The sequence below is a fragment of the Pseudomonas sp. 910_23 genome, assembly GCF_052850795.1.
Genome location: NZ_VXCZ01000007.1, coordinates 163,633 through 190,409 on the forward strand (window position 1 = coordinate 163,633; position 26,777 = coordinate 190,409).

General features: G+C 60.8%; 23 protein-coding genes. 7 read left to right on the top strand and 16 right to left on the bottom strand.

The genetic code is table 11. The features are described 5' to 3' along the window. Positions 1–8 precede the first annotated feature (8 nt). The gene (locus FW800_RS11000; protein WP_446437603.1) at positions 9–431 is read left to right on the top strand and encodes a RidA family protein; all 423 of its coding nucleotides are present in this window, start codon (positions 9–11) and stop codon (positions 429–431) included. Between the two features lie 9 nt (positions 432–440). On the opposite strand, the gene FW800_RS11005 is transcribed toward FW800_RS11000, so the two are convergent. The 12 genes from FW800_RS11005 to FW800_RS11060 all read right to left on the bottom strand — a co-directional run bounded on the left by FW800_RS11005 (position 441) and on the right by FW800_RS11060 (position 16,658). Then, a complete protein-coding gene (locus FW800_RS11005) occupies positions 441–1,013 on the bottom strand; it encodes an HD domain-containing protein (protein WP_032880322.1) in 573 nt (190 codons plus the stop codon). A gap of 86 nt (positions 1,014–1,099) precedes the next feature. Further along, entirely contained in the window at positions 1,100–1,657 is a 558-nt protein-coding gene (locus FW800_RS11010) for a helix-turn-helix domain-containing protein (protein WP_005789603.1), read from the bottom strand. Positions 1,658–1,898: 241 nt separating this feature from the next. Continuing rightward, positions 1,899–2,735 (bottom strand): 5'-nucleotidase, lipoprotein e(P4) family, encoded by an 837-nt coding sequence (locus tag FW800_RS11015; RefSeq protein WP_446437604.1) that lies wholly within the window; start codon positions 2,733–2,735, stop codon positions 1,899–1,901. Between the two features lie 59 nt (positions 2,736–2,794). Further along, positions 2,795–5,305, bottom strand: coding sequence for a fimbria/pilus outer membrane usher protein (locus FW800_RS11020; protein ID WP_446437605.1), 2,511 nt, complete (start codon positions 5,303–5,305; stop codon positions 2,795–2,797). Positions 5,306–5,390: 85 nt separating this feature from the next. Continuing rightward, positions 5,391–6,131 carry a fimbrial biogenesis chaperone gene (locus FW800_RS11025; protein WP_446437606.1) on the bottom strand — a complete coding sequence of 247 codons (741 nt, stop codon included), beginning with the start codon at positions 6,129–6,131 and terminating at the stop codon, positions 5,391–5,393. 75 nt (positions 6,132–6,206) lie between these two features. Further along, on the bottom strand, positions 6,207–6,809 hold the full coding sequence (locus tag FW800_RS11030) for a fimbrial protein (protein ID WP_059397238.1): 603 nt from the start codon (positions 6,807–6,809) through the stop codon (positions 6,207–6,209). 197 nt (positions 6,810–7,006) lie between these two features. Further along, positions 7,007–7,654: a response regulator gene (locus tag FW800_RS11035; protein ID WP_032880328.1), complete on the bottom strand. Its 648-nt coding sequence runs from the start codon at positions 7,652–7,654 to the stop codon at positions 7,007–7,009. Between the two features lie 23 nt (positions 7,655–7,677). Next, positions 7,678–10,851, bottom strand: a complete 3,174-nt coding sequence (locus FW800_RS11040) for a response regulator (RefSeq protein ID WP_446437607.1) — start codon at positions 10,849–10,851, stop codon at positions 7,678–7,680. 80 nt (positions 10,852–10,931) lie between these two features. Further along, a complete protein-coding gene (locus FW800_RS11045; protein WP_223019066.1) occupies positions 10,932–12,125 on the bottom strand; it encodes an EAL domain-containing response regulator in 1,194 nt (397 codons plus the stop codon). Further along, entirely contained in the window at positions 12,112–14,910 is a 2,799-nt protein-coding gene (locus FW800_RS11050) for an ATP-binding protein (RefSeq protein WP_446437608.1), read from the bottom strand. Before FW800_RS11050 ends, FW800_RS11045 begins: the two co-directional genes overlap by 14 nt. A 57-nt stretch (positions 14,911–14,967) precedes the next feature. Then, positions 14,968–15,951 carry a fimbrial protein gene (locus FW800_RS11055; RefSeq protein ID WP_046068816.1) on the bottom strand — a complete coding sequence of 328 codons (984 nt, stop codon included), beginning with the start codon at positions 15,949–15,951 and terminating at the stop codon, positions 14,968–14,970. A 23-nt stretch (positions 15,952–15,974) separates the two neighbouring features. Beyond that, positions 15,975–16,658 (bottom strand): fimbrial biogenesis chaperone, encoded by a 684-nt coding sequence (locus tag FW800_RS11060; RefSeq protein WP_446437609.1) that lies wholly within the window; start codon positions 16,656–16,658, stop codon positions 15,975–15,977. Between the two features lie 204 nt (positions 16,659–16,862). On the opposite strand from FW800_RS11060, the gene FW800_RS11065 reads away from it, so the two are divergent. Further along, the gene (locus FW800_RS11065) at positions 16,863–17,384 is read left to right on the top strand and encodes a chemotaxis protein CheY (RefSeq protein WP_248128619.1); all 522 of its coding nucleotides are present in this window, start codon (positions 16,863–16,865) and stop codon (positions 17,382–17,384) included. A gap of 15 nt (positions 17,385–17,399) precedes the next feature. Here FW800_RS11065 and FW800_RS11070 read toward each other — a convergent pair whose 3' ends face one another. Both FW800_RS11070 and FW800_RS11075 read right to left on the bottom strand, forming a co-directional pair. Beyond that, positions 17,400–18,605 carry a DUF1835 domain-containing protein gene (locus FW800_RS11070; RefSeq protein ID WP_446437610.1) on the bottom strand — a complete coding sequence of 402 codons (1,206 nt, stop codon included), beginning with the start codon at positions 18,603–18,605 and terminating at the stop codon, positions 17,400–17,402. Between the two features lie 295 nt (positions 18,606–18,900). Beyond that, positions 18,901–19,977, bottom strand: a complete 1,077-nt coding sequence (locus FW800_RS11075; protein ID WP_103733819.1) for an aldo/keto reductase — start codon at positions 19,975–19,977, stop codon at positions 18,901–18,903. A gap of 215 nt (positions 19,978–20,192) precedes the next feature. On the opposite strand from FW800_RS11075, the gene FW800_RS11080 reads away from it, so the two are divergent. From FW800_RS11080 to FW800_RS11095, 4 genes are all read left to right on the top strand, one after another. Beyond that, entirely contained in the window at positions 20,193–20,825 is a 633-nt protein-coding gene (locus FW800_RS11080; protein WP_446437611.1) for a glutathione S-transferase family protein, read from the top strand. 16 nt (positions 20,826–20,841) lie between these two features. Next, positions 20,842–21,762, top strand: a complete 921-nt coding sequence (locus FW800_RS11085; RefSeq protein ID WP_446437612.1) for a LysR family transcriptional regulator — start codon at positions 20,842–20,844, stop codon at positions 21,760–21,762. Then, complete coding sequence (locus tag FW800_RS11090; RefSeq protein WP_446437613.1) at positions 21,762–22,646, top strand: LysR family transcriptional regulator; 885 nt, start codon at positions 21,762–21,764, stop codon at positions 22,644–22,646. The genes FW800_RS11085 and FW800_RS11090 overlap by 1 nt, the downstream gene beginning before the upstream one ends. A 79-nt stretch (positions 22,647–22,725) precedes the next feature. Next, a complete protein-coding gene (locus FW800_RS11095; RefSeq protein ID WP_446437614.1) occupies positions 22,726–23,655 on the top strand; it encodes a flavin-nucleotide-binding protein in 930 nt (309 codons plus the stop codon). 195 nt (positions 23,656–23,850) lie between these two features. Here the strand turns inward: FW800_RS11095 and FW800_RS11100 are convergent, their stop codons facing one another. Next, entirely contained in the window at positions 23,851–24,126 is a 276-nt protein-coding gene (locus tag FW800_RS11100; RefSeq protein ID WP_032880349.1) for a DUF6124 family protein, read from the bottom strand. Between the two features lie 562 nt (positions 24,127–24,688). Here FW800_RS11100 and FW800_RS11105 point away from each other — a divergent pair. After that, positions 24,689–25,093 (top strand): RidA family protein, encoded by a 405-nt coding sequence (locus FW800_RS11105; RefSeq protein ID WP_446437615.1) that lies wholly within the window; start codon positions 24,689–24,691, stop codon positions 25,091–25,093. Between the two features lie 126 nt (positions 25,094–25,219). Here FW800_RS11105 and FW800_RS11110 read toward each other — a convergent pair whose 3' ends face one another. After that, positions 25,220–26,707: an aldehyde dehydrogenase family protein gene (locus tag FW800_RS11110; RefSeq protein WP_446437616.1), complete on the bottom strand. Its 1,488-nt coding sequence runs from the start codon at positions 26,705–26,707 to the stop codon at positions 25,220–25,222. Positions 26,708–26,777: the final 70 nt, after the last annotated feature.

The following is a 26,777-nucleotide window of genomic DNA, read 5'->3' on the forward strand; positions in this document are numbered from 1 at the left end:
GCAATACCATGAGCGACAGCATTCAACGCACCAGCGTGGGCGATTTTCCCATCTCGCAAACCGTCACCGTGCCGGCCTCGGCCAGTCTGATATTCGTCAGCGGCACGCTGCCCGACCTCGCCGACCCAAATGTGCCTGGGGCTTATGGCGACACCGAAGTACAGACTGTTTCAGTGTTTAACAAGCTGCGCAAAATCCTCCAGCAGCAGGATCTGGACCTGGGCGATATCGTGCAGTTGCGGGTATTTCTGGTCGGCGCGGAAGAAACCGACGGCAAGCTGGATTTTGCCGGGTTGCAGCGGGGGTATACGCAGTTCTTCGGTTCGCCCGAGCAGCCGAACAAACCGGCGCGGACCGCGTTGCAAGTGGTGGCGCTGCCGTTGCCGGGGGCGTTGGTGGAAGTGGAGGCGATTGCTGCCCGGGCGGTGTGATGCCGCCCGTCACTCTGCGGCGTGGAGCCTTTGCTCTGTCGCCCGATCGATCAATGCCCGCAGCGCTTCGAACAAAGGGGCTGCATCTGTGTGTTTTTTGCCGTAGGCCAGGTTGAAGGCGTAATCGAAATCGGGCGGGTTCAGCCCTTGGGTGTGCTGCAGCAGGGTCTCCAGTTTGTCCATGGCCTTGACGGCTTTTGCTTCCGGCGAGCGTGCGTTCTCGTAGTCATCCCATAACGTCAGGATCTCGGCTTTCAGGGGGCTGTCCAGGGACTGCGCCAACAGCAGCAGGTCGAGTCGCTCCTGTTCACCCTTGTTGGGAAAGGCCGCCTGGCTGACCGCCGGGATATCGCCGTGGATGGCTTCGCCCAAATCATGGATAACGCACATTTTGAGGATTTTCAGCAGGTCCAGGCCGGGCAATTGATCGGCGAACACCATCGCCATCAGACACAGGCGCCAACTGTGTTCGGCCGTGCTTTCAGTGCGGCCCGAAGCCGTGTGGGCGCTTCTGAGCACATCCTTGAGTTTTTCCGCTTCGCGCAGAAAATCGAGACGGCCTTTGATTTTTTCCATGTCCATGATGCTGCCTCGCAAGGTCGGTTGTGCAGGTAAGCCTAGGTGCGCGAGCGCAGATCGTCCACGCATATAATATGCGCGGTGGGCTTTCAGAGTGTCTCGACCAGGCGTGCTGCGCTGCCATCGCTCAGGGTCATGCGTGTCCAGCGACACAGGCTTGGGCGTATGGGCACGAGATTGGAGTCGTTGCTTCCAGTGGTGAATTCAAGGGCCGGTGGTGCCTGGGTTTCACGCCAGCCGGTATGCTCCAGGCTGGCTTCGATCAGCTGGATTTGCGGCGTTGCGAAGCGCCACAACGACTGGCCCATAAGCTCGGCGAGCGGGCTGCTGAACTGGCGTGCGCGGGAAGGCGAGCACGCGAGCAGGCGGTGCGTCAGGTCGCACACCAAGTGCATCGCTTGCGAACTCTCGCTGACCAGCCGGGCCAATGCCTGATCGGCGGCTGCATCAAGTCGGGCTGCCAACAACTGCTCAAGCTGTTGGTGCGCAGCCGGATCCATCGCTTGTACGCCACTTTCCCAGCGCGAAATAGTCGATTGCGTGACGTTGAACAACTGCGCTGCATGACTTTGCTTGATGCGGTGCAGCAAACGCCATCGCCGCAGCGCAACGCCGGGCAAGGCAGGCTTGAGCAAGGAGTGAGGCATCTGCGATTCCTGAGTCGACGGGTGGATGACGAGTGTGATGACAAGAGGGCAGCGGTGCAAATGAGTGGGATGAACGGCCCTCGGGTTGGCACACCAAGCCTCAGGGCTGAAGTGTTGATCGCTCCTGATACGCAGATCCAATGTGGGAGGGGGCTTGCTCCCGATAGCGGATTGTCAGTCACTGCATGTGTTGACTGAACCACTGCTATCGGGAGCAAGCCCCCTTCCACATGGCTACTCTTTATTGCTGCAACAACAAAGCCTGCTGCTTGAGCTTGCGCTTCTGGACAAACGGTAAGGTTTCATCATCCCCATACGGCGCGCTGTACCAATTGCCGTAGCTCGGGTTGGGCAGCAGGAACCAGCGCTGCCCCAGCCAGTTCATATAGGGTTCGACGGCCTTGCGCTGCGCAGCCAGGGTGTTGTGTTCGGCCTGCACGAAATCTCCCAGCGAGTCACCGGCCATCAACAACACGCGGGCTTGGCTGGCGACCCACTGGCGACGGCAGTTCTTGCCATAGCCAGCGCTTTCACAGTGGCCGGTAGGCGTGCTGGCCGCCAGGACCTGTGCGTCGCTCTCTATCGGAAAGCCGCGCAAACGCAGGTTTTTGGCGGTGGCCGCGACCTGGCTGTGCTCGCGGTTGGTGAGGTAATACACCTTGATGCCTTTTTGCCTGGCCGCTTGCAGGAACGCCACGGAACCCGGCAGTGCCTCGGCCTTGGCCTGCTCGACCCAGGTATTCCAGCGATCGTAGGAATAGACCTGATTGTTGATGATGTCGCGAGCGTTGAGCGGCACGTTGTCCAACAGCGTCTCGTCGATATCCACAATCACCGCCGGCGGCAAACCGGTCAGCTTGCGCGCAGGTAAAGGCAGTGCGTCCCAGTTGGGGTCGGCCAGCGCTACATCGAGTTGGCGGGTGGCGTTGGCGAAGAGCTGGCGGTAGATCATCTCGTGCTCGATGGACGTCTGGGTCCAGAGCACGGCGTCGAGTTGGTCGTTGGCCGGGGGTGTTTGCTGGCAGCCTGCCAGGGCGGTGGTCAGCAGGCAGGCACTGGCAAGGAACAGGTTACGCATGGGCAAATCTCGCAGAGGATGGGTGCGTGGTCGGCACAGTAGCGCAATCACCCGCACAATCAAGGCGTGCACACCAGTGACTGGCGCTCATAGTTCAGCGCCTTGTTCGGCGGTGGCAACGCATAGGTGGCCCGACAACGCTGTTCCCCCCACTTGATGATCAGCGTGCCCTGATCCTCTTCCACCAGCGCCAGGGCATTACCATTGGGGTCGGCAATCGCCAACTGCTTGCCATTGGCGTCTTCCAGTGAGGCACCAAACGACAGCGGTTGATGCTGTGCATCAAACAACTCAAACAACACCCGCCGTCCGGTAGTACCACTGTAATGCGCCACCACGATGGCGCCACGGCGCGGCACCAGTTGCTGGGTGGCGTTGGTGATTTCCACGTCGCCACCCAGGTCGCGGGTGTCCAGGCTGATCCAGTTGACCCGGTAGGGTTGCGCAGTGGGCACCACCGCATAGCCGTTGTAACCGGTTTCCACCCCGCTGTAGCTGCTGATCTTGGCTCCAGCGACGCCAGGCACCTCGGCCAGGGCGAAGGTCTCGCTGACGGTTTGCCCCAGGTTGACGCCGCCAGCATGGGCCACCACAGAACCGGCAAGGTTGAAGTTTTGTGAGTTGTAGCCCTGGCCCTGGCTGTAACCGAGGCTGACGTCTGCCACGGCGGTGCGGCTGTTGATGTTCACCGAGCCTGAGTCGCCGCTGGTGTCACTGTGGCCCGCCTGCACCGAATAGAAGGTGTCGCTGGTGTCGGCCACGTAGCCGTTGATGCCCGCTTGGGTGGTGGTGTCGCCACGTTGGTGGCTGGTGGTGACAAACGCTCGTGGCGCGCGGGCCTGGCTGCCCAGCGGGAAAGACACCGACAGGTTCACCTGCGTGTCGCTGCTCGGCTCGCCCCAGGTGACGATCTGCTTGGTGCGGGTCACGCCAAGGTTGTAGCTCAGGTCGCCCCAGTTGCCGGTGTAGCCCGCGGAAAAGCTCTGGGAGCCGCCGCGATTCCAGTAGCGTTGGTCGCTGGCGTTCACATACAGGCTGCCGAATTCGCTGTTGCGTCCGATGCTCTGGTTGATGGTCAGGTCGGTGCGGGTTTTCGAGTGGCCGGTGCGTACGCGCAGGTCTTCGCTGCTGTCTTCCACATGGTCGGTGAGGGTGCGATAGCCCTCGGTGGAGTAGCGATAGGCGGCCAGGGTGAAGTTGGTATCGGTGCCGGCAAAGGTCTTGGCGTACAAGGCGCGTACGCTGCTGCCCTGGGAGGTTCGCCCCTGGGCCTTGCTGGACGAATGGGTGGTATCCAGGGAGAACGCACCGAACGAGGTGTTCCGGCCGGCGCCGATCGACAGCGCGCTGTAGTCCTCACTGGCTTGCACACCGACAATCCCGCTGAGGTTGCTGGTCAAGCCGTAAGCCAGCGTACCGCTAAAAAAACGCGGGCTTGCCAGGCCATCGGCATTGCTTTTGAACGTGCCCGCCGAGACGCTGTATTTGACCTGGCCTTCGCGCACCATGATCGGCAGGCTGGAGAACGCCTGCATCGTCACCCGGCGCGTGCCGTCGGCTTCGATCACGGTGATTTGCAGGTCACCGTTGGAGCCGCTGGGGTAGATATCGTTGATCTCGAACGGCCCCGGCGCGACGTTGGCGGTGTAGAGGATGTAGTCGTTCTGGCGGATCTCAACCGTCGCGTTGGTCTGCGCCACGCCGCGGATCACCGGCGCGTAGCCGCGCTCGCTGTCGGCGCGCATGCCGTCGTCGGAAGCCAGCTTGACCCCGCGATAGCGCACGCTGTCGAACAAGTCGGTGTCGGAGAAAATTTCACCGGCGCTGAATTGGCCCTTGATCGCGGTGACGTCATGCTGCAAGTACGTGCGGTTGCTGGTGAAGGTATTCGAGCGATCGGTGCCGCCGCTCAGGTTCGACTCGTTGCGCAGGCGCCAGGCCCCCAGATTGATGCCGTTGCGCAGGCCCAGGTTACTGGCGATGCGGGTCTTGTAGTCGCCAGCGGTGCGGCTGCTGTTGAGCTGGTAATTGATGAAGGCGGCGGGCACACCGTCGTCCCACAACTGTGGGTCGACATACCCGCGCAGGCCGCGCTGCATCGCTACCTGCGGAATACTCGCGAGCAGGCGCAGACGGCTGCTGTCGTAGCGCACGCTGGCGTCTTCGATCATGTCGGCAAGGGCGTAGCATTCCTGCGGCTGCTGCGGGTCGAGCTTGCCCTCGGCCTGCAAACGGTGCAGGTCGATACCCAGTTGCTTGAGCAGGTCGAGGGTCAGGCAGGCTTCGACGCGGTCGTTCTTGGGGTTGCGCTTGAAGTCGATGTCGCGTCGGCCCACCAGCACTTCGTTGCTGTACAGGTCGACGCGGTAGTTGCCCGGCAGCACGCTGTTGGCCGAGAGCAATTGCTGCAGGTCCACTGGTGACTGCGAGCCTTGCAGGAAGGTGGTGTTGAAGGTTTCCGCAGCGTCATCGGCCATGGCCAGGCTGGGCAAGCTGGCAGCGATCGCCAGCGACAGCGTCTTCAACTTCAGTACGCCACGTGCGGGCCTGTTGCTGGAAAGAAAGGACATGCGAAGACCTATGACATCCCTGATTGACGGACAGCCGGGCACGCAAACACGCACGCGAAGTGAGCCTGTGGGTTAGCGAAAGTGCTTAGGGGTTGAGGCGCGATTCAGTCGCATGCGCCGGTAGCGCAGTGCCGCTGGACAGCGGCGCGCTGTAGTGATTCTGCGCGCCGTAGTCATTGATGCTGGAAAACGACAACTGCACCGGCCCGCTGGCAACTGGAGCACTGAGCGCAAACTGTTTTTGTTCGCCTGGCGCAATCATGGTGGAGTCGCTGGCAAATACCGCCTGCACTTTGATGTCGGCCATGGACACGTGGTACAGCGTCGGGTTTTTCACCTGCAACAGGGTTTGGCTGCCGTGTTTGACCAGCGTCCATTCAAGCTGCGCAGGGGCTTGCAGCGCACTGCCGGTGAGGCCTGCAGGGCGGTAAAAAATCTTGATGCGTTGGCGTATAGCCAACTGCAAAGTGTTCTCGGCTTCGCTGGCCTTGGGGATTTCCTGCACGTTGAGCCACACCACCGACTCGCGGTCCGTGGGCATGCCGGTGCCTTCGTACAGGATTCGCAGCAGTTGTTGTTCCTTGGCAAATACCCGCGCCAGGGGCGGGGTGACGGCAAACGGCGCGCGGCTGGCGCGGGCATCGTTCATGTCGACCCAGGATTGAATCAATACATCCTGGTTACCGTTACGCACGGTAATGTTGGCTTCCTTGTGGTCACCGTCAAACACGATACGGGTGGCATTCAATGAAATGCTGGCGGCGGCCTGGGTAGCCATGAGCAAGCCCAGCAGCCCCAGACATGCGGCGATAGAACGAGGCGGCATGAGGGTTATCCGGTGTAATCAGAAGACAATGGCGAGGCCGCAAGGCCTCGCGCGTTCGGTGCCCGGGGCGCCGAATTATTCGTATTGCAGGATGAACGGCAGGGTGGCGTCACCGCGACCGGCGGTGGACGAACCCGCGGCTGCGGTAGTGACGTAGGCGGCCGCGAAGCTCAGGGTGGCGTCGCCGCCTTCAGTACCGGCACCGTGCATGGTGCTTTCAATGCGTGCGGTGCTTGGCGAGCTGAGGTCAATCAGACCGCCCTTGCTGTCGAGCAGGGCAATACCGACGTTTTGTGCAGTGGCCGAACCCGGGTTCAGGGCCAGTACCTTTTTGCCGGTGACCAGGCCCGAACCGCCGTTGTTGGCGTCAAAGATCATGGCGACCTTGGTGCCCTGGTTGCAGTTGACGTTCAGGTTGAAGTCTTTGGCGGTCACGCGACCTGCGGTCGGGTTTTCCGCGGTGCCCATGTCCTTGATCGATACGTTGCCCATGTCCACCGAAATGGTGCGGTCGGAGTTGGCGCCGTCCACCGAGCAGGCATCGTTATTAATGACGCCGGTGAAGGTGATTTTACCGCTGCCGCCCAGAGTTGGCGTCGGAGCAGGGTCCGCGGCAAATGCACTGCCGGAAGCGGCGATAATGGCCGAGGCGATCACAGCCAGGGAAAACTTCTTCATGATGATGTCCGTAAGTGTTAGTTGAAAAAAGTGCTGTTGTTGAACTGCGAGCAAAGAGTAGGCGACGAGGCGGAGGGAGCGAATAAGACGATTCTTATAAGCTCTGGGGCGGGCAGCTTATTTGTGCTGTTGCTACGGTGGAAGGCTCGAAAACAAAGGGCAAAGCCATTGTCCAGGAATGGCTTGCAAGTTATGCGTTAGTTGAAGATGTTTCGTTCCAGGCAATAAGCAAGTAGATCCTGGTCGCTGCTCACTTCAAGTTTGCGCATGGCCGATATCTTTTGTGCGCTGATGGTCTTTGAACTTCGGTTCTGGCGGCGCGCAATGTCACTCACGCTCATGCCGGAAATAAACAGGCGCAGGATCTCGAACTCTTTGGGCGACAAACTGGTAAAGCGCTCGTCAATTGCCGTGAGGGTCTCTATCACCGAGGTCTTTGGCGGCTCCAGGCTGCGATAGTCGCTGTCCTGGGCGATCGCCTTGAGTGCCAGTTGAATCTCGGTATGCAACTGGCTTTTCTGGATGATGCCGACCACGCCCAGCTCTTGCAGGCGGGTGAGGATCAGGTGGTTGGAGATCATGGTCAGGATCAGGATCTGTACCTGCGGGAAGTGTCGTTTCAGGTACTCCACCAGCTTCAGGCCATCGCCATAAGGCGAGTCGCCCGGCATGTTGTAGTCGGTAATCACGATGTCAGCGCCTTGATGCTGCAACAGCTCGATCAGGCCGGCCGAACACACGGCCTCGCCGACGACTTGAAAGCGCATGTCACGCTCTACCAGTTCGCGAACGCCCAGCAACACGATCGGGTGATCGTCGGCGATTACCACGTTGAATTTTTTCATAAAGGGCCGTCCGTAGTGCCAGTTCAAGTGAGTGAAGAATGCCCGGGCTGGAGAGTCTCCAGAACGGCCGACAGACGCCGCATCACAGTCTTCACCTTGAGCTCAAGCGTTGTGTCGAGGCTGCCGCGGTCAAGGGCGCTTTCCAGTTCGATGCACGCCTGGGCCAGGCTGAGGGCCTGAACAGCACCCAGGGCGCCGGCGATCGAATGCAGCAATTGGCCGAGGTTGCGGGTATCACGCTGTGCCAGAGCCACACCGATGCGCTGTATGTCCTGCTGCACGCTGCTGATGAACAGCGGGCGCATCTTGTCCGACAGTTGCACACTGTCGTCGAATACCGACGCGGCAGGCTCAACCGGGGGCTGGACCTTGCACAGCTTGATCAACTGGCCACGCAGGGTTTGCAGGCTCAAGGGCTTGACGATCCAGGCGTTCATGCCCACCGCCAGGCAACGCACGCCTTCCTCACGCATCGCATTGGCGGTCACGCCGATAATCGGCAACTGAGGGTCATGTTCGCGCAGGATTCTGGCCAGCTCGTACCCATTCATCAACGGCATATTCACGTCGGTCAGTACCAGGTCGAAAGCCTGGGGTTGCCACAATTGCAACGCCTGCTCGCCGTTGGCGGCCAGGCTCACTGAGCAACCGAGTGCCTCCAGCTGCTCCTTGATGATCGCCTGGTTGACCGGGTTGTCCTCGGCCACCAGGATGCGCAGCCCCAACCGCCCCGCGCTTTGTGGTCGGGTCGGCGTCGGCTGCTCATGCTTGCCATGCTGCGCCAGTGACACGGTGGCGGCGAGGGCGCGTACGTCGTGCAGATCCACCACCCAGCCTTGCGCCGTGTGCAGCGGCGGGCTGTGCGCCCCCGGCAGGCACAGCACGCGCTGGCCGACCCATGGCCTGGCGGGCTCCCTGGGCAACAGGTCCACCAGCACTGCATGGTGGTTGTCTTTGTCTTGGGTGGTCGCCGCCAGGGCGGCGGTAATGCCTAGGCGGTTGAGCCAGTCACTCATCGCCTGCGCCAGTTCGCGTACCGGTGCCTGTACGTATACCGGCGTCGGGCTGGGTTCGATCAGCGGCAGGTTGGTGAGTGTGCCGCCACACAGCGGCAGGCGCATTTTCAACGTAAAGCTGCTGCCCAGCCCAGGCTCGCTGACCACACGGATCTCGCCGTCCATCATCTGCGCCAGCCACCGGCAGATCGGTAGGCCAAGCCCGGCGCCACCTTCGCTGGCGGTGTCCGGCGCCTGGTAGAACACATCGAAGAGCTTGGCCTGCTGCGCCTCGGGGATGCCTACGCCCGAGTCGGTGACTTGCCATTGCAGGTCGACATGATTGGCGTCGCGCCCCGTCACCCTGGCACGAATCACCACGCGCCCGAAATCGGTGAATTTGATCGCGTTGCTGACCAGGTTATTGAGAATCTGGCGGATGCGCATCGGGTCGCCCATCACGCAGTCCGGCAACTGCGGGTCAATGCAGCTATAGAGCTGCAGCCCCTTGCGATGGGCGAAAGCGGCGTAGGTGTGCAGGGTGTCTTCGAGCATGTCCAGCGGGCAGAACTCCACAGCTTCTATCGCCATTTGCCCGGACTCGATCTTCGAGACATCCAGCACATCGCTGATCAGTTGGAACAGCGTGGCGGACGAGCGCTGGATGGTGTGAAGGTAGGCCTTCTGGTGTGGGTCAAGGTTCGTCAGACCGAGTAATTCGAGGGTGCCGAGCACGCCATACAGCGGCGTGCGGATTTCATGGCTCATCGTTGCCAGGAACAACGTCTTGGCCTCGCTGGCCGCATCGGCGGCGTGACGCGCTTCCTCCAGGGACTGGGCATCTTCGATATGCCGGGTAATATCGTTGAAAGCGTACAGGCGCACGTTTTCAGCCTGATAGCGGGTCGACACAAAGCCGATCTGCAGGTGCCGGCCCTCGATCTCCAGATGCGTTTCTCCGCTCTCAGCCATGTCGTGCTTACCGGCCATGGCCGCCACCAAACGTGCGGTACCCGGCCATTGCTGGGCCCGCTGGTTTTCGATCAACACCTTGCCATCGCTGCGTCGCACCACGCATAACCCGGTGGGGGCGGTGTCGATGATCACGCGGCTGAATGCCACGCTTTCGGCAATGCGTTCGTGGGCCAGTTGCGCCGGCGTAATCACCTGGCGCCGATACCAGCGACTGCCGGCCCAACCCAGGGTGATCAGGCTGAACAGCAGCAAAGCCAAGGTGCTCAACGGCCACAATGCGGAGTGAAAGAAGTGCGAGTAGTTCAGGCCATAGACCGCGCTCCAGGGCTGGTCGCCGGCCTGGGTTATCTTGAATTCAATGCCGTTGGCCGTGAAGTGCACACCGTCGCTGAGCTGCGCCTGGATGGTAGGCCCGATCAACCGGCTGCCGTCAGGGCCAATCAGGGTGAAGCGATCAAACGCCGAGTGATTCAATGCGCGCTGTACATCGTCGACCTGCGACACGTCGAGCAGGGTGCCGATCACTGCCTGGCCCTGTGCGTCGAGTGGCAGGCCGATGTAGGCCAGCAAATGCTCGGGTTCGGGACCGGCCTGCCAATACACCCGATTCTGCTCCAGCGGCTGCGGCGTCTGTGCAAGGATTTGCTGCACGGCGTTGACCCGCGCCACCGGGTTATCGGTATCCTCGGGGCTTTCCCGGTGCCGGTAGCCCACGGACGGAATGGTGATGGTGTAGTTGGTCTGGCGATTGAGCACAAAGGTTTGCGGTGCCTCGTACGGCGACGAGGACCAGAAGGCGCTGTAGTAACTGGTCAGGTGCGCGCCCAGGGCAAAAATCGGCGGTCTGGCGGCGGCGCCGATCTGCTGTTCATCGAACTTGATGCTGAACGGTACCGAAAACGAATACTTCTGGCCTTCGTACAACGTGCGGCGGTTGTCGACCATGCGGCTCTTGAGGCTGATCTGCACGTGGGTGGCGTGCAGCAGTTCGGCCTGGATGCCGGGATGCGTCAGGCTCTTGAGGTAGGTTTGCTGATCTGAGAGATTTTCCATCAGTCGCGCAAAGTGAAAGCGCATGGCGCCGTACCGGATTTCGACGCCCCTTTGCAGAGACCAGTAATTGGTCAGTACCAGTAGCAAAGCAATTCCCATCAGGACCATCAAGCCCTTGTTCAGGCGCAATGAGCTGCGGGTAAAGGCTTCGAGGATCGCGTTGTTGTGCTTCATCAGGGGGTCCGCAGGCGCAGGAAAAATCGGCACTGGATGCTGCTTACTCCTTTAAAGGGCAAGTAATCCGGGGCCGCCAGCTAGTGAGATGTCGCGGGGCCATCATTGTTCAGTAGTTGCTGAAATTGGTCCGAAGACACGGCGTGAGAGATCAGGAAACCCTGCACCTGATTGCAGTCGATTTTGCGCAGCAGCGCCAATTGCTGCGGGGTTTCCACGCCCTCGGCGACCACCGTCAGACCCAACTTGCGGCCCAGCGCGATAATGCTCGCCAATGCCTGGGCGATGCCTTCGTTGTCGTGACTGCCCTGCACCAGTGCCTGGTCGATCTTCAGTTCGGTAAAGGGCGTGGACACCAGATTGAGGTAGGAGCTGTAGCCCTTGCCGAAATCATCCTGGGACAAACCGAACCCCTTGATCCGCAATCGGCAGGCGCCGGCGTAGAAGTTGCTGATGTCCTGCGGCACCGAACACTCCATCAACTCAAAGCAGATCATGCCCGGGATACCATTGTGGTGCAGCACGAACTCCAGCAAACGGTCTGCCAGGTCATGGCTGTTGAGCAAGTGGGTCGGCAGGTTGATCGACACTGGAATTTCATAGCCGCGCTGGCGCCAGTGTTCCTGGGCGTGGATCGCTTGCTTGAGCACCAGCCACAACAGCCGCTCCTCCAGTTCGAACGCCTTGATCGCCGGCAGGAACGCGGCAGGCAGCATCACGCCTTGCTCGGGGTGCATCCAGCGCACCAGGGCTTCGGCGGCGACGATACGGCCGTTGGCCAGGGATTTTTTCGGCTGGAACCAGGCCTGGAACTGGCCGCTGCTCATGGCCTGCACCAGCGTGTGACGGTCGATGTCCATGTGCTCTGGTAATTCGGGGGCAGGCTTGCGCACCCTGTTTCTGAGTTGGTTGACCAGGGTGCGCAAGGCCTCGGCGTTCACGGGTTTGGAAATCAGGCCAATCACTTCCACATCGAGGTTTTTCGCCACCAGGCTGGCCGCCATCAGCATGCGTCTCGACGCCGCGCTCATGATCGCCAGCGCCGGCTTGCAGCGCAGGCTGGCCAGGCACTGGATAAACTGCACGCCGTCCATGCCGGGCATCAGCAGGTCGGTCAGTACCAGGTCGAAGTCCCGCTGGCGCAGGCGCTCCAGCGCTTCTTTGCCATCCTCGGCGGTTTCGAGCAGGAAATCTCCCAACTCGCTGAGCAGGTTCTGCAGGTAGATATGCTGCAGGGGATGGTCCTCGACAATCAGAATACTAAGGGGCTTCATGGGGGATCCGTGCATAAGGCGCCAGGGAGTTGAATAGAGCCCGCAACGCAAAGGGTTTGACCAGGCAATGGTTCATGCCGGCGGCCAGGCACAGGTCGGCCTCGCCGCGCATGGCGTTGGCGGTGGCCCCGATAATCGGCAACGTGCAGCCCTGTCGACGCAGTTCACGCGCCAGTTCATAGCCGTTGATATGGGGCATGTTCACATCCGTCAACACCACGTCGAAATTGCCGGCGGTGTAGAGCTGTAACGCTTGCTGACCGTCGGCCGCCAGCTCCACGGTGCAGCCGAGTTCTTCGAGTTGATCACGCAAAATCAGCTGGTTGATGATGTTGTCCTCGGCCACCAGCAGGTGCAGGTTGAGTTTGTTCAGGTCCCGCCGGTGCGTTTGCTCATCGGCGCGGGCCACCCATAGCCCTTGCGCCTGGCTCACGGCCTGATGAATAGCCCCCAGGTGGTTGAGGTTGACGTGCCAGGCGCCGGCGTCGGCTTCTACGCCGGGGCAGGCGTTGCTGCTTACGTGAATCACCGGCCCGGGCCACTCGGGCACCAGCAACGGGTCGACGCTGCCGGGGTGCACTTGCAACAGCAGATGCGTGTCCGCCAGCGTCGGCAAGCCGGCCTGGGCCCTTGCGCCCCAACGGCGCAACCAGCCGGCGATCGCGTTTGCCAGTTCCGGGATCGGCGAGGCCACGTAAATGGTCTCGGCCAGCAACGGTGTCATCGGTGCAACAGATGCTTCCTCCAACGGCAGGATCAGGCTGAAACTGCTACCCAGGCCGAGTTCGCTGACCATGCGGATATTGCCGTTCATCAACTCCGTCAGGCGCTGGCAGATCGGCAGGCCCAGGCCGGTGCCGGCGACCACATTGGTATTGCCCTCACTCTGGTAAAACGGCTCGAAGATCATCGCCTGATCTTCCTGGGCGATACCTTTGCCGGTGTCCGAGACTTGCCACAACAGACTGGAGCGTTCCCCGTCGCGGCCCAGCACTTTGACCCGCAGCACCACGCGCCCATAGTCGGTGAATTTCACCGCGTTATTGAGCAGGTTATTGAGAATCTGGCGGATGCGCGTTACGTCGCCGATCAGGAGTTCCGGCAGCTTGGGATCGAAGCAGGCATACAGCTGCAGGCCCTTGGCGTGGGCCGCTGCGGCGTAGCCCTGGATGATTTCATGCACCAGGTCCAGCGGCGAGAACTCGCTCATCTCCAGTGCCAGCTGCCCGGCCTCGATCTTCGATACGTCCAGCACATCGCAGATCAGTTGCAGCAAGGTCGACGATGAGCCTTCGATCGCCTGCAGATAGTCCTTTTGTTGCGCATCCAGTTGCGTGCGCGCCAACAGTTCCAGGGTGCCGAGCACGCCATACAGCGGTGTACGGATTTCATGGCTCATGGTCGCCAGGAACAGAGTTTTTGCCGCGTTGGCTGCGTCCGCCGATTGCCGCGCCTCTTCCAGCGCCGCCTCGACCTGCTTGCGCGCACTGATATCACTGAAGGCGCAAAACAGCACGTCTTCGCCTTTGTAGCGGGTCGGTGCACTGCTCAGGTACAGATGACGGCCGTCGATGGTTTCAAAGTAGTCACTGCGCTCGGAAGGGCCGTTGGCAAAGGCTTGCTCGATCCAGCCGGCGCGCAGCGCCTCGCGCTCCGGCCCGTTACCCAGCCATTGCTGGGCCAGGGTGTTTTCCAGTACCACCTGGCCGTCGGTGCGGCGCAGCACGCAGAGGGCCACGGGGGCGGTCTGGATCACATCGCGGCCGAAGGCTTCGCTTTCAATCAACGCCTGGATGCGATGGATCGACGGAAGGATGAAACGCTGGTCGACGCGGCGCATCACCAGCCAGATCAGTGTCAGGCTGAACAGGCAGAACAGCAGCGAACCGAGCAGCTGTTTCCACACGCCGGTGACCACCGCACGCAGGTCGATGGAGTACATCAACTGCCACTCGGAGGACTTCAGGTGTTTGCGAATCACCAGGTGGTCGGGTAGCCAGCCGTTGCCGACAAAACCGAAAAAACTGTCTTCGCCGGGCCTCAGGTGTTGCTGGCTCAACTGTGTATCGGTGCTGTTGGTGAACACCAGCATGCCCTGGGAATTGAGCATCATGAACTCACCGGCGCTCTGGTCGCTGAGTGTCGAGGAGACTTCCCTGCTCTCCATCTCCAGTCCCAGCCAGCCGGAGTCGCGATCACGCTCGTCCAGGCGGATGAAGATATACAGGTGCGAGTGCTGTTCAGTCCTGTCGCTCAGCCAAAGTTCGTTAAGCGTGGCCGGGTCGGTGTGCTGCAGGGCCTTGAGGCGGTTGAGCATGCATTTGGAAATCGGCAATACCTGCGGGGTGGCGTCGTAAAGGCGCATCACTTGCGGGTTGGGGCCGGCGTTGACATAGAGCAGGTTAAGCTGTTTGGCCTTGAGGTAGTCGCGCATGCGTGCGGTCAGCCAGATGCTCCACTGGTTGCCTGATGTGTCGCCTAATTCCAGGTGTTGTTCTTCGGCCGAGGACGGATAGACCCTGGACTGCTTGCGCACTGCCGACAGGCTCAGGCTTTCGAGCAGGGCTTGGCGGTTGGTGAAAAAGGTATGGGCTTCGGCAATGGCGCTGCTCATGTAGCCGCGGCGCTGGGAGATGTCGTTGTTGAAGGTCGACAGCAAAAAGGTATAGACCCCGCTGAGGATGCCTACCAGCAGCACAGTCGCAAAAATACGAAGCAGCCTCCTGGCTGCTTCGGGTCGGGAGAGGACGGGGTTGATCTGGAGCAGATAACTTTTCAATCGCATCGGCAGACTTTACGTCTCGGCCTTTGCCGGTGACATAAGACGATCCTTAAAAATCACCTACTTGTAGTACATATCCACCACCACGGCAGCGTCGAACGCTCCGGGAATCGGTAGGGTGCGCCACTTGAGGTCGGCGCGGAATTCATCGTGGCTCTGGCCCAGGCCCATCAGCTCCTGCAGCGTGAACCAGTTGTTGAAGGGCAGTTGCTGCTGGCTCTCGGCGCGAGACAGCGAGATGCCGACTGAGCTGTTGTTGTCCGGCACCAGCAGGCCATTGTTCACACTGCCGCCGCCCGGCGTGGTGGCGAAGCGTGCGCTGACGGTATAGGGCGTGTCGCAGCCCTTGCGCAGGTTCAGGCTGAAGTTCGCGCTGCTGGCGACTTCACCGATCGAGGCCTTGCGCGAGGGTGTGGGGAAGTTGACCACGCTGGGGCTGATGGTCAGTTCCGGAGTGCAAGGTACGAAGCGGATATCGTTCATGCCGGTGACCACATAATTGAAGTTGCTGTTGGGTCGTGAGTTGAGCCCGCGCACGCCATCCAGTTGGAACACGCGGTAAGAGGTCAAGGTGCTGGCCTGGCCACTCGGTGGGGTGGGGTCGTACTTCTCGATGAATACGCTGAAATTGAGCGTAAAGCGCGCCTTGTCCCAACCCACGCAATTGGACAAATTGCAGCCTCGGTCGGAGAAGAAACCGGTGCCCACCTTGCCGGTGCTTTGGGTAATCGGCTGGTTGTTGTAGCGAATGCCCACGCGGATCCCGGTGCCGATGCTCACGTTGGCCGGGTTGACGTAGAAATACACTTCCTCACGGCCGTGGAGGTAGTCGTCCTTGCAGATCACGTTGGTCGAGCGAGGGCCGGACTCCCAGATAATCGTGCCGTTGGGGGCATCGGCTGCCACCGCCAGCGCCGTGCCCAGCGCTTCCTGGGTGATGATCGAGTTGGTGCCGTCCTCGCGGCAGGCCAGTGCGTAGCTGGTGGCGGGCAAGACCGCGCAGGTCAACACCAGAAGCGGTAAACAGCGTTTGGTCAGTGACATCGGTTCAAATACCCCGTGATTTATCAGTTAAGCGCCGTGCTATGACGGGCTTGCAAACCGATATCGGTGATTTCGGTGAAGTGGAGGGTGGCGCCCTTGGGCGCAGCGTCGAGCGCGGTCAGGGTTTTGCGTTCATGGGGCTTGAGCAGCAGGTAATCGCTGAGCGTCTGGCTGTCGGTTCGCAGGTTGACCAGTGACAAGTGAAAGGCGCTGGGGTTGTTGACGGTTACCGTGCGCCCGTCGCTGCTCCATACCAATTGCTGCACCGCCTCGGCCGAGCCGCCCTGGAGTGCGGGGGGCCGATAGAACAGCTTGAGCCGCTGGCGGATCGCGAATTGCACGCTGTTGGGGTCTTCGGGCTTGAGCGGGATCTCCATGATATTGAGCCAGAACAGCGATTCGCGATCGCTGGGCAAGCCTTCACCGGCATACAGGATGCGCAGCTTGTGATGCTCCCCGGCGCCCAGCTGTACCAATGGCTCGGTGGCGGCAAAGGGCACGGTACGGTCGGTGGATTCGTCCTCGCCTGTGATCCAGGTTTGCACCACGACTTCTTGCGAGGCCTGGTTGACCACGCTGATACCGGCGGCTTTGTCCTGGCCGAAGTAGATCAGGCGCGTGCCTTCGATCTTCAGCGCCGCATTGGCAGGCGGGGGCGCAAGCACCAGCAGCCCGCAGGCCACCAGCACCATTCTGAGTAGAAACATGAACACGGCAATTCCATGGTCGGGTAAGGGAACGCAGCTCATGGTAGGTGGCGAGTGGCGCGAAGGCTTTGAGGCGATTCTTAAAAGTACGGTGTGCCCCGGATTGCCGTTTCAGAATCGCCTTAAAGTCAGGGTTCACCCCTGACGGTTACTTTGCTCAGCGTTGAATGATCGACGCGGATGCCCAACTGTCAGGTTTACCCTATGTCCAATAAAGCGTTACGCCTTCTGATTGCCGATGCAGAGCTTTTGCAACGGATCAAGATCGAGAAAATGCTCAACCAGCTGGGCTATCACCGCATCGCGCCGTTGAGTTCGTTCGACGAGTTGCAGGCACTGACACGCTCGGGCGTTGTGGCGTTTGACCTGCTGATCATCAACACTGCGCTAGTGCACTCACGGCAGGTCAACCTGCTCAAGTACTGCCATGACAACCCGTTGATCCGCCATACGCTGATCTATGACGGGCAATGTGCGCAGCGCTCTGTGGTGTCGGTCTCGGTTAGCCAGACCCTGCACCTGTCGTTGTCACAATCGCCCGACTTCAACTCCCTGCGTCGCTGCATGGAAATTGTTGATCCGGCGCACAGTTCCCCGACCGTTGAGCGGCCGATACTGCGCACCGTGGACGGCCGGTCGCCCCCGCCTTCGATGAGCCCGCGGGCGGTCTACCAAGGCGACCCGACTGTGGTGGCATGTGCCGTGGGGTTGTTTCCCAAGCGCTGATCGTATCGCGCGGCATCAGTCACGCCAGACGGGCAGATCATCAAGGCCCAGTGCCCAATGAGGTTGCCGTGGCCGCAGGCACACACCGCCGACCCAACGCTCATGGCTGGCGTGGTCCAGCCAGCAGGCATTGCCATCCAGCACCTGCTGCGCCAGTGGCGTCAACGCCAATACGCGGCGCGGCCACTCCACGTCCGTTTCGGACTCGATCAGCAGCGGCGCCGCCCCATCAATCAATGGGCGCAGCAGCGCATGGAACATCATGTCGCCCAGGAAAGGCAGTGGCTCGCGCTTGGCCATCAACTCGGCAAACACCCGGCCGAAAGGCACAGGCCCGGCCTCGGCGATATACCTCAGGGACAAACGTTCAGTCAGCGACAAACCGTCCTCGATACCCGGCAACTCCTGTAACTGGCGTCGTAACGCCGGTGCCAGAAAAGGCAGGGCAGGGTAATTGCCATGGGCCAGTTCCGCGAGCTTGAGCGGTGAGCTGTCGCAATAAGCCGACCAGGCCCGTTTGGCCAATTGCACTGCGTTGTCGTCGATCAAGCGCCGCTGCGGCCAGAGCCAGGCCAGCACATCGGGGGCCAATTGGCCTATGCCGATAAATCGCTCGACCCCGGGAATGCGGTCGGCCTCAATCAGCTCCAGCTTGCGCGGCGCCTGCTCCAGGCCGGCCAGGGCGCGCACCAGAAACAGTTGGTCGTAGGCGTCCGCCTCGCACCACAGCACACTGTGATCGGTATTGGCCAAGGTTTGTAGTTGGTCGTATTCATCGTTGACGCGATGCGCAACTTCAGTGGAGTCAAGGGCAAAGGCCTGACTGATAAAAGTACTGCGCATCGCGCGGAACGCTTCGCTTGGCAGTTCACGCACTGGCCCCATGCACAACGGGTCCGTGAGCATCCGGAACTGGCCCTTGAACCCGGCCAGTTGCAGGCTGTGGGCAATATCATTGCCACACCGCCAATGGGTGGTGCGGGATTCATCGCTGGCCTCGAAACCAGGGTGGCGGGCGGCAAAGTCGAGGGCGTCGACATGGGCCTTGAGCTTGGGCCAACTGGCGAAGCCCAGCTGTTTGGCAAGCTGCCATTGAGCCTGGGACAAGGTTGCGCTGGGGTCTTGGCTTTTCAGGCGCGACAACAGTTCCTTGGCGCGCTTGCGCTGCTGCTCAAGGTTGAGGCGGCCGTCGGTGTTTGAGGCGAAAGGGCGTTGCGACATACGAGCTCCTTGTTCGAACCTTTTCCGCTTTAAGGTTGGGAGTCGTAGAAATGAGGTAGAGCTGTGATGTCCTGGGCGCAGCCCTTTCCGCGGAAGGTGGCGTAGAGAGCGCCAGGCGGCAAATATAGGCAGCATTGCTATTCGGTGCAACCCGAAAATGTGGGCGCGGGCTTAAGGTTCTTTGTAGGCGCGAGCTTACTTGCGAAAAACGCACAGGCGCCACGTTTAATCAGGAACCACGCGTTATCGATGACGTCTTTCGCGAGCAAGCTCGCTCCCACATTAAGGGTTGTGTTTACTTGTCCTTGCGCGCATCCATGGTCTTTTGGTGCTCGGCCAGGAACGGCTGTTCCGCAGGATCAAAACGATCAATCCCGGCCGTAAAGCGATGCCAATAGGGATACAACGGCTGACGCCGGGTGACCGCCTCGATGCGTGACGATTGTTCCTCGGTCAGCTTCAGTTCAGTCGCGGCAAGGTTATCGCGCAGGTGCTCTTCGGTACGCGCTCCGACGATCAGCGAGGTGATCCCCGGACGATCCTTGAGCCAGGCCAGGCAGGTACGGGCGACCGATACGCCATGCTCATCACCGACGGCGGCAAGGGTTTCGATAATGTCCAGGGCACGCTCCTGGTCATGCACATAGGGTTCCGGCCAGCCGCTGCCCTGGCGCGTATTTGCCGGCGGCTTATGCCCGCGTCGGGTCGAGCCGGTCAGCAAGCCTTCGCCCATCGGGCCCCATACCAAAGTACCGACGTGCTGGTCCAAGGCCAACGGCAGCAATTCGTACTCGGCTTCACGGGATTCCGGGGTGTAGTAGATCTGCTGGGTGATGGGCTTGAGCATGCCGTGCAGCTCAGCCTTGCCCAGGGTTTTCATCATCTGCCAGGCGGTGAAGTTGCTGGTGCCGAAGTAACGGATCTTTCCCGAGCCGACTAACAGACGCAGGGCTTCGAGGGTCTCTTCGATGGGCGTCATGCCGTCCCAGTTATGCAGTTGGTACAGGTCGATATGGTCGGTGCCCAAACGCTTCAAACTGGCTTCACAGGCGCGAATCAAGTGATAGCGCGATGAGCCGGAATTGTTCGGGTTCTGGTCCACCGGGCTGCGGCCCTTGGTCGCCAGCAGAATATCGTTGCGCTTGTCGCCCAAGGCTTTGCCGACGACCTCTTCGGCCAAGCCGTGGGAGTAAAGATCGGCGGTGTCGACCATATTCACCCCGGCATCGAACGCGATATCGAACATACGCTTGGCCAAGGGCACGTCCACTGCGCCGCATTTTTCGAACTCCGCACGACCGCCAAAGGGCACGGTGCCCAGGATGATTTCCGATACCAGCAGGCCGGAATGACCCAGTTGTCGGTATTGCATGTCGCCTCCTACTTAACGTTGCACGTGAAGGTGTGAACGATAGGAAGGACGATAGTTTGAATTTTTTTCATGAAATTGCGACGCCGGCGCCGAGAATTTCGGACAGGTGATTGTTTCGCCCAATGAAATGCTGGATTGTAAATTCTGGTCATTCCGCCGACTGAGGCGGCAGTGGAATATGCCTGGCGTCGATACCCATTCTTTTGGAGCCTTTCATGACCCAGCCTGCGATCAAACTTTATGGTTTTCCATTGTCCGGCCACTCCCATCGGGTCGAGCTGATGTTGTCCCTGCTGGGCTTGCCCAATGAATTTATCCTGGTGGACCTCAAGCAAGGTGCGCATAAAACGCCCGAATTCATTGCTAATCTCAACTGCTTCGGCCAGGTACCGGTGATCGATGACGGCGGTACTGTCTTGGCCGACTCCAATGCGATTCTGGTTTACCTTGCCAGTACCTATGGCAAAGGGCAGTGGTTGCCGAGCGAGCCCATCGGGCATGCGCGGGTCCAACGCTGGCTGTCGGCCGCCGCCGGTCAACTCCATGCGGGGCCCGCCACGGCGCGCTTGGCCACAGTGTTTGGCGCCGAGGTGGACACTGTCAGCGCAATCAACCGAGCCTATGCCCTGCTGAACGTGATGGAGCAGCAGCTGGGCGAGAGCCGTTTTCTGGCTGGTGATCAGCCAAGCATTGCCGATATTGCGTTCTATACCTACGTGGCCCATGCGCCGGAAGGCAACGTGTCGCTGGCCGACTACCCTGAGGTGCGTGCCTGGCTTGCCAGCATCGAAGCCTTGCCAGGGTTTGTCGCTATGCCGCGCACGGCGGTGGGGCTGCAATCACAGTAACGATCAAGGGATGGCGATGGACCGATTTCATGAGATGCAGGTATTCCTGGCGGTGGCCGAGGAGGAGGGTTTTTCTGCTGCTGCACGCCGCCTGAAGACCTCGCCACCCAGCGTGACCCGCGCCATTGCCGCTATGGAACAGCGCATCGGTACGCAACTGCTGGCGCGCACCACGCGCAGCCTGCACCTGACCGAAGCCGGCCAGCGTTACCTGGAAGATTGCCGGCGTATCCTTGCCGAGCTGGACGAGGCCGAGGAAGCGGCAGCGGGCAGTTACTCCATCCCCGGCGGTCACCTGACAGTGACCGCACCGGTGCTGTTTGGCGAGCTGTATGTGGCGCCTGTGCTGGGGGAGTACCTGGACCAGTTTCCCCTGGTGAACATCAGTGCCTTGCTGGTCGACCGTGTAGTCAATATGGCTGACGAAGGCGTCGATGTAGCGGTGCGTATCGGCCATCTGCACGAACCCGGGCAGCAGGCGATCAAGGTCGGCGAAGTGCGCCGGGTGGTGTGCGCATCGCCGGCTTATCTGGACCAACATGGGCGCCCGCAGCGGCCTGAGCAATTGCGAGAAGCTAAGATCGTCACCTCATCGTCCAGCCAACTGGTCAGTGAATGGACGTTCGTCGACGCCGGCCAGCCGCTGAAGATAGCCATTGAGCCGCGTCTGAGCGTTACGGCGAACAATGCCGCAATCAACCTGTCGCGCCTGGGCTGGGGCATGACCCGGGTGCTGTCGTATCAAGTCGCGGCAGCGGTGGCGGCGGGTGAGCTGGAGCTGGTGCTGGAGGCTTTCGAACCGGCGCCGCTGCCGATTCAGGTGGTGTTCCAGCACAATGGTCGCGTACCGGCCAAGATCAACACCTTTGTGGACTTCTTAAGCCATCGCCTCGGGCAGGACCCGGCCCTGAACCCGGCGACGAAGCGGCGCACCTGATGGAGCGCTTTCGCGATATGCAGTTGTTTGCGGCGCTGGCCGGGCAACCCAGCCTGGCGTCGGCAGCACGCCAAGCCCGGGTTTCCGGCCCGACCCTGGTACGTGCGGTTGCGCGCCTGGAGGCACGCCTGCGGGTGGTGTTGCTGCAGCGCAGCACACGCGGGGTCAACCTCACCGATGCAGGCCAGGCTTATCTTGCCGACTGTGCACGCCTGCTGGCAGCGGTGGATGCGGCCGAAGCCTCGGCCAACGGCGCCCATGTGCACGCCCAGGGCAACCTGCGGATATGCCTGCCGTTGCTGTTCAGTCGCTATGTGATGGCGCCGCTGCTGGCTGGCTATATGGATCGCTACCCGGCGGTGCGTGTCATTGCTAACTACCACGACTATTACCCCAACCTGCACGAAGAGGGGTTTGACGTGGCGGTGTGGGTGGGTGAGCTGCCCAACTCGTCGCTGATTGCACGGCAGGTCGGCCAGGTGCGCACCCTGCTGTGCGCCAGCCCCACGTATTTGGCGGCCAAAGGCGAGCCCCGGCATCCGGCCGACCTCAAGCAACATCATCTGATTGCCAGCGCCGAAGCGCTGCGATGGGATTTCCTGCATTACACCCTCAACGCCCGCGCCCGCCTCAGTTGCGCCACGGTGCAAGGCGCGATCAATGCGGCGGTGCAGGGCGCAGGGGTGATTCGTTGCCTCAGTTATCCGGTTCATGATCACCTCATAAATGGCCAACTGCGTCGTGTCTTGCCGGCCTTTGAACTGCCGCCGCTGCCGGTGCATGTGATCTACCGCGAAGGCCGCCATGCGCCGATGCGCGTGCGCAGTTTTGTCGACTACTGCGTCACCGCGTTGCGCGAACATCCGGCATTTCAGTTGGCGTAATAGTGGATTGCCCAGGGTGGGCATTCTCTGCAGGGTTGGGTAGGCGCAGCATTCGGTTATCCAACCAGAGGTGATCGCCATGAACTCGATCGAACAATCCCCTTGGCATGTCGGCGAACGGCACTTGCAGGAAAGTGCAGGCGTCGCCGAACGCATGGCCATGATCGGGCCAAAGGTCATTCGTGATCATTTGCCCGAGCAGCATCGTGATTTTTATCCGTTGTTGCCTTACCTCATTCTGGGTGTGGTGGACGAACAGGGTATCCCCTGGGCGACCATGCTGGAGGGCGCGCCAGGGTTTGCCCATTCACCGGATCCACAGGCGCTGCAAATCGACAGCCTGCCCGCCAGAAGCGATCCGGCCTCGGCTGGCATCACTCGTGGCGCGTCCGTTGGCCTGCTGGGCATCGACCTCGGCACCCGGCGTCGCAACCGCATGAACGGTCGGATCGGAGCGCTGGATCATGACGGCTTTGCGGTTGATGTGGTGCACACTTTCGGCAACTGCCCCAAGTACATCCAACTGCGGCCCGTCGCTGGGATTGCGCGCAAACCTGGCGATACAGCCGAGCGCAGCACCAGCCTGGACGCCGCCGCCCAAACGCTGATCCGCAACGCTGACACCTTCTTCGTCGCCAGCTACGTGGACCAGCACGGCGAACGCTCGGTGGACGTTTCCCATCGCGGCGGCAACACGGGGTTTGTGCGGGTGGAAGGCAACGTGCTGACCATCCCCGATTTTGCCGGCAACCTGTTTTTCAACACCCTCGGCAACCTGCACGCCAATCCGGTAGCGGGGTTGCTGTTTGTCGATTTTGAAACCGGCGACGTGCTGCAAGTGGCGGGGCGCACATCGTTGATTCTCAGCGGGCCGCCAGTGGCCGAGTTCGAGGGCGCGCAGCGCTTGTGGACGGTGACGGTGGAGCACGTGGTCCGCCGTCCGGCAGCATTGGCACTGCGCTGGCAGTTCGCAGAGTTTTCACCGCACAGCCTAGCAATGGGCACCTGATAGCCTGGCACGCTCTCCCTGGCACAACTACCTCACTGATGCAGTGAGATCAAATGTGGGAGGGGCGGTGCGACGATTCGACTTGCCCCCGATGAGGTAGTGTCAGTAGACACATTTGTGACTGACCCACCGCCATCGGGAGCAAGCCCCCTCCCATATAGGAACGTCATTGCCTGTTGAGTTTGCGCTTGTTAATCAGGCCGCCGGGCATTCCCGGTTCAGCGCTTCATCGACCAGCAACTGCGCAATCTCAATCATCTGCACCACCGCCAGCACATGCTTGCGGCTCTGGCCGTCAAGCTGTTCGGCACAGTCGTAGGCACAGACAGTCGCTGACTCCAGCATTTCGCTGGCATTGCTCAAGGCGGCTTCAGTGCTGAGTCCGGGGCGGACGGTGAAAATGACATCGGGAGGTAGTTGTGGGTTGTCATCCGAGGGGGATGGCGGGGGATTGGGTGTGACTTTCTTCATGGCGAAGCTCCTATGAATGAGCACCTCCATTTCGCTACCACACGAAGTAAGGAGGCGACTGTACACGGGGTGGTAGACCGGTCATAGAAACCCGGCAGGCCGAAGCCTCCCATGCACAGCCGCCACAAAGCAGCCCGCACAAAAAAACGCCCTTGAGCGTTTTGGGGTCTATGAAAGAACTGGGCTACCACACCCATTCGCTGATTTTGCAGCGACCCGCGAAGGTTAGCGGCGAGACTCATCGGACGCAACCCGAAGTTTGTGTAAGAGCGGTCTGATGAACTCACTCTTTGGATCAACGCCAGCGGGTGGTCGTTGCCGCAAGGTTGATCGAGATGGAGGCGCAGGCGCTGGGCGCTGAAAACGACAGCTATCTCACTGACGCAATGCGACCCAAATGTGGGAGGGGCGTCATTGCTTGTTGAATTGCGTTTATTCATCAGGCCACCGGACATGTCCGCTTCAGCGCTTTATCCATGAACATGTTGCTGGATGTTGAACCGTCTGACTGAGGAGTTCCTTTGGGTTAGCCTTGTTTTCCTACTGCCAACAAGGACTCGTCATGCAGCGAAAGGTCATTAATCCCACGACGGTATTTAACTCCCTGCAATACGGTTTCAGCCAGGCCATGGAAGTGCCGCAAGGGCGACGGATCATGCTCTCCGGGCAGGTGGGCGTCGATGCTCAAGAGCGCACTGTGGGCCCTGGCATTGCCGAGCAGACGGCCACGGCGTTGGACAATGTCGAGAAGGTGCTGGCTGAGGTGGGGGGTGATCTGTCCCATGTGATCATGCTGCGGTTGTATATCGTCGAATCTGCCCGGGAGCAGCAGGAGCCGATTGCTGAAGCTTTGCGCCAGCGCTTCGCGCATAACCCGCCGCCGTCTTCGTGGATTATGGTCAGTGGGTTGTCGTTGCCGGAATGGTTGATCGAGGTGGAGGCAGAGGCGGTGGTTCCGTTCAGTTAGGCGAGCGCTTTTTTGAAAGCAGCAAGTAGTGGCTGACAAAGACAGCTATCTCACTGATGCAATGCGATCCAAATGTGGGAGGGGGCGGTGTACACCAAACCAGATGTGCACTGCCCCCCCCCCCAATCAATACCGAATCATCACCGACTTAAGCTCGGTGTAATCCTCAATAAATGCACTGCCAAACTCCCGCCCAACCCCCGAAGACCGGCTGCCGCCAAACGGCACTGCCGGGTCGAGCAAGGTGTGCATGTTTACCCACAAGGTGCCCGCATTGATGGCCGGGATCATGCGCAGGGCCTTGCCCAAATCGTTGGTCCACAGGCTGGCGCTCAGCCCATAGGGCCCGTGGTTCATCAGCGCCAGCAGTTCGTCTTCGTCATCGTAGGGCAGGAAGGTGGCGATAGGACCGAAGGTTTCTTCGTTGAGCAGGGTGTCGTGCAGGTGGTTGGCGAGGATCACCGTGGGTTCGACGTAGCAACCAGGCCGGTCGATAAGGTGGCCGCCGTGGATGATCGTGTTGTTTTCGGCGCGGGCCTGGTTGAAGTAGCCGAGCAGTTTGTGCTGGTGCTGCTGGTGCGTGACCGGGCCGAATTCGGTGTGTTCGTCCAGCGGTGAGCCGATGTTCAGGCGGCCGAGGCGCGTCTTGAGTTTTTCCAGCACGGCGTCGATTTGCGAGCGGTGCACGAAAAAGCGTTCGGCCGCCGCGCAGATTTGCCCCGAATGCAAAAAGCCCGCTTCGATGATGCCGTCCACTGCCTTGTCCACGTCCATATCGGGTAGGAAGCCGGCGGCATTCTTGCCACCCAGTTCCAGGGTTGCACGGGTGAGGCCGGCGCCCATGGCGCTGCGGCCGACGGCGATGCCGGTGGGCACTGAGCCGGTGAAGGACACTTTATGGGTGCCGGGGTGTTCCACCAGCCCCTTGCCGACATGGCCGCCGCCGGTGAGCACATTCAGCACACCCGCCGGCAGCCCGGCGTCGATGGCCAGTTCAGCGATGCGCAGCAGGGTCAGAGGCGTGAATTCGCTGGGCTTGATGATGATGCTGCAGCCGGTCACCAGCGCCGAGGCGAGTTTCCAGATGGCGATCATGGTCGAGAAATTCCACGGCACGATGCCAACCACCACGCCCACCGGCTCGCGCAGGGTAAAGGCGGTGTAGCGCTCGCCATTGAATGAAGGCAGGGATGGGGTCAGGGTCTGGCCGCTGAGCTTGGTGGCCCAGCCGGCGTAGTAGCGCAGGAAATGCGCGGCCTGATCGACCTCGAAGGCGCGGGAGATCTGGATGATCTTGCCCGACTGGCACGTTTCGATCTGCGCCAGCTCTTCACGGTGCTGTTCCAACAGATCGGCCAATTTGAGTAGCACGTTGCCGCGTATGGCGGGCGCGGCCTGGGACCATCGCTGGAAACCACGGTTGGCGCAAGCGACCGCGGCGTCGATATCCGCCAGGTCAGCGTCGGCCACTTCGGCGATCACCTGGCCGGTGGCAGGGTTGATGACGTTCAGGGTTTGATCGGCGTGGCTGCGCACGCTGACACCGTCGATAAACAGCCCATGGCGGCGACGCAAAAAGGCTTCGACTTGAGGCAGCAACGGGATATCGCTCATGGCAGGTTCCTGGCAATTCACAAAAGAAAACCCGAGGGTAACCAACGCACCAATAAGCGGCTTGACTGTG

What these genes read in the sequence shown, in the direction of transcription:
- FW800_RS11000 (WP_446437603.1), top strand. Translation starts at nt 9, where the DNA reads ATGAGCGACAGCATTCAACGCACCAGCGTGGGCGATTTTCCCATCTCG.
- FW800_RS11005 (WP_032880322.1), bottom strand. Translation starts at nt 1,013, where the DNA reads ATGGACATGGAAAAAATCAAAGGCCGTCTCGATTTTCTGCGCGAAGCG.
- FW800_RS11010 (WP_005789603.1), bottom strand. Translation starts at nt 1,657, where the DNA reads ATGCCTCACTCCTTGCTCAAGCCTGCCTTGCCCGGCGTTGCGCTGCGG.
- FW800_RS11015 (WP_446437604.1), bottom strand. Translation starts at nt 2,735, where the DNA reads ATGCGTAACCTGTTCCTTGCCAGTGCCTGCCTGCTGACCACCGCCCTG.
- FW800_RS11020 (WP_446437605.1), bottom strand. Translation starts at nt 5,305, where the DNA reads ATGTCCTTTCTTTCCAGCAACAGGCCCGCACGTGGCGTACTGAAGTTG.
- FW800_RS11025 (WP_446437606.1), bottom strand. Translation starts at nt 6,131, where the DNA reads ATGCCGCCTCGTTCTATCGCCGCATGTCTGGGGCTGCTGGGCTTGCTC.
- FW800_RS11030 (WP_059397238.1), bottom strand. Translation starts at nt 6,809, where the DNA reads ATGAAGAAGTTTTCCCTGGCTGTGATCGCCTCGGCCATTATCGCCGCT.
- FW800_RS11035 (WP_032880328.1), bottom strand. Translation starts at nt 7,654, where the DNA reads ATGAAAAAATTCAACGTGGTAATCGCCGACGATCACCCGATCGTGTTG.
- FW800_RS11040 (WP_446437607.1), bottom strand. Translation starts at nt 10,851, where the DNA reads ATGAAGCACAACAACGCGATCCTCGAAGCCTTTACCCGCAGCTCATTG.
- FW800_RS11045 (WP_223019066.1), bottom strand. Translation starts at nt 12,125, where the DNA reads ATGAAGCCCCTTAGTATTCTGATTGTCGAGGACCATCCCCTGCAGCAT.
- FW800_RS11050 (WP_446437608.1), bottom strand. Translation starts at nt 14,910, where the DNA reads ATGCGATTGAAAAGTTATCTGCTCCAGATCAACCCCGTCCTCTCCCGA.
- FW800_RS11055 (WP_046068816.1), bottom strand. Translation starts at nt 15,951, where the DNA reads ATGTCACTGACCAAACGCTGTTTACCGCTTCTGGTGTTGACCTGCGCG.
- FW800_RS11060 (WP_446437609.1), bottom strand. Translation starts at nt 16,658, where the DNA reads ATGTTTCTACTCAGAATGGTGCTGGTGGCCTGCGGGCTGCTGGTGCTT.
- FW800_RS11065 (WP_248128619.1), top strand. Translation starts at nt 16,863, where the DNA reads ATGTCCAATAAAGCGTTACGCCTTCTGATTGCCGATGCAGAGCTTTTG.
- FW800_RS11070 (WP_446437610.1), bottom strand. Translation starts at nt 18,605, where the DNA reads ATGTCGCAACGCCCTTTCGCCTCAAACACCGACGGCCGCCTCAACCTT.
- FW800_RS11075 (WP_103733819.1), bottom strand. Translation starts at nt 19,977, where the DNA reads ATGCAATACCGACAACTGGGTCATTCCGGCCTGCTGGTATCGGAAATC.
- FW800_RS11080 (WP_446437611.1), top strand. Translation starts at nt 20,193, where the DNA reads ATGACCCAGCCTGCGATCAAACTTTATGGTTTTCCATTGTCCGGCCAC.
- FW800_RS11085 (WP_446437612.1), top strand. Translation starts at nt 20,842, where the DNA reads ATGGACCGATTTCATGAGATGCAGGTATTCCTGGCGGTGGCCGAGGAG.
- FW800_RS11090 (WP_446437613.1), top strand. Translation starts at nt 21,762, where the DNA reads ATGGAGCGCTTTCGCGATATGCAGTTGTTTGCGGCGCTGGCCGGGCAA.
- FW800_RS11095 (WP_446437614.1), top strand. Translation starts at nt 22,726, where the DNA reads ATGAACTCGATCGAACAATCCCCTTGGCATGTCGGCGAACGGCACTTG.
- FW800_RS11100 (WP_032880349.1), bottom strand. Translation starts at nt 24,126, where the DNA reads ATGAAGAAAGTCACACCCAATCCCCCGCCATCCCCCTCGGATGACAAC.
- FW800_RS11105 (WP_446437615.1), top strand. Translation starts at nt 24,689, where the DNA reads ATGCAGCGAAAGGTCATTAATCCCACGACGGTATTTAACTCCCTGCAA.
- FW800_RS11110 (WP_446437616.1), bottom strand. Translation starts at nt 26,707, where the DNA reads ATGAGCGATATCCCGTTGCTGCCTCAAGTCGAAGCCTTTTTGCGTCGC.